1 protein-coding gene and 1 pseudogene are annotated in these 1,392 nt (G+C 42.5%); both read right to left on the reverse strand.

What is annotated here, in order from left to right; genetic code table 11:
• Window positions 1-351 (reverse strand): annotated as a pseudogene (locus tag QUA13_RS32305) (hypothetical protein); the annotation flags it as partial.
• 584 nt (window positions 352-935) lie between these two features.
• Window positions 936-1,139 carry a hypothetical protein gene (locus tag QUA13_RS32310; protein ID WP_333205155.1) on the reverse strand — a complete coding sequence of 68 codons (204 nt, stop codon included), beginning with the start codon at window positions 1,137-1,139 and terminating at the stop codon, window positions 936-938.
• Window positions 1,140-1,392 lie beyond the last annotated feature (253 nt).

Genomic DNA, 1,392 nt, shown 5'->3' on the forward strand with positions numbered 1-1,392 from the left:
TGAACGAGAAATACCGTGTATTTTGGCAATAAAATCCAGTATGTTGACGGCTGTTGGCGTCAGACTAAGGGTGAAAGATCGTTTGGTTTCGTCGTACATCTCTGGCTGATTCCGCATACTTTTGTGTTTGGGTTTAGCCATGTCGAAAGCTCCTTTTTGATAATAAGCTGGTAAATGATCCTGTGTTCTAGCAAATTGCTCAACAACTTCTGAACGAGAAATACCGTGTATTTTGGCAATAAAATCCAGTATGTTGACGGCTGTTGGCGTCAGACTAAGGGTGAAAGGTCGTTTGGTTTCGTCGTACATCTCTGGCTGATTCCGCATACTTTTGTGTTTGGGCTTCGCCATGTCAAAAACTCCTTCCTGATTGGGGTGAACTAACTTTGAATTGAATTCGAGGTGAAAATAAACACAAAAAAAGGAGCTCAAGCGAACTCCTGTCAGGATTGGTATTTTATTCAGTTCTTGGCTGTAAAGCGTTGAAGAAGCCAACGCTCGCCAGACAAGGTGATTGTCGAAATTATAGAAAAAGTTATGAGTGCTAAGTTTGAATAGTAGCGGGTGCTTTTGGTCGAGCAGCAAGTGCTGGAATTTATAAGCTTCTAGCTACATAAGAATTATTATAGCCTTGTCAATCAAAATTACCCACATTTTTTTTAGTTGTAAGTAATTTAGTCCTTAAGTCTCTGCTAGATTGCCTTTAGCTCTTAATAAGAGTATGGTAGTGGTTGAAAACTTAGTTTTTTAGTATAAATGATTTAGTCTTTAAGTCTCTGCTGGATAGCTTTTAGCTCTTAATAAGAGCATAGTAGTTTGGAACTATTAAAACTCCTGTGCTGTACTGGTGTCATTCCTGGGACAGCTTCTAAAATGGCGCGAGCCTCCTTGGTAATATCTGAAATGTTCGCAGCGCTCGCTGCTTTCCAGCCGCATTAATCTACCACAGTCAGCTTGAGCCTTTCTTTTATGTCGGCATCCAACAGGGATAACTGCTCAATCTCATCTAAAAATTTCCCATGTGGCTCCGATAAGCGCCTTTGACAATAAATCGCTGTCAGCAACTCCTCGTGCCCTAATTTTGTCCGAACACCAACAATCAATCCCGTCAAACCTAGTACGGCAAAGCCTCCTAGCATCCCAGCCAGCCCACCCAGAAATACTAAAGCTGCATAAAGGTGTTCAATAAGGCCCAGCAGAGCGGGTAACGCAGCAACCAGCGGGAAGTATGGACGCTTCCCGCTAGCTGCTACACAATTTGAGGATGATTATTGTGGGGTGTCCCACCTGTTGTGAAAATACACGCTTTGGGGCTTATATAGCGATCGCAAATCATTCATAAATCGATCGAGGGTTCGATCGAGCAGTAGTTTCATGAGAATGTTGGCTCAA

The sequence above is a fragment of the Microcoleus sp. S28C3 genome (genome assembly GCF_036700785.1).
GTDB lineage: Bacteria > Cyanobacteriota > Cyanobacteriia > Cyanobacteriales > Microcoleaceae > Microcoleus > Microcoleus asticus.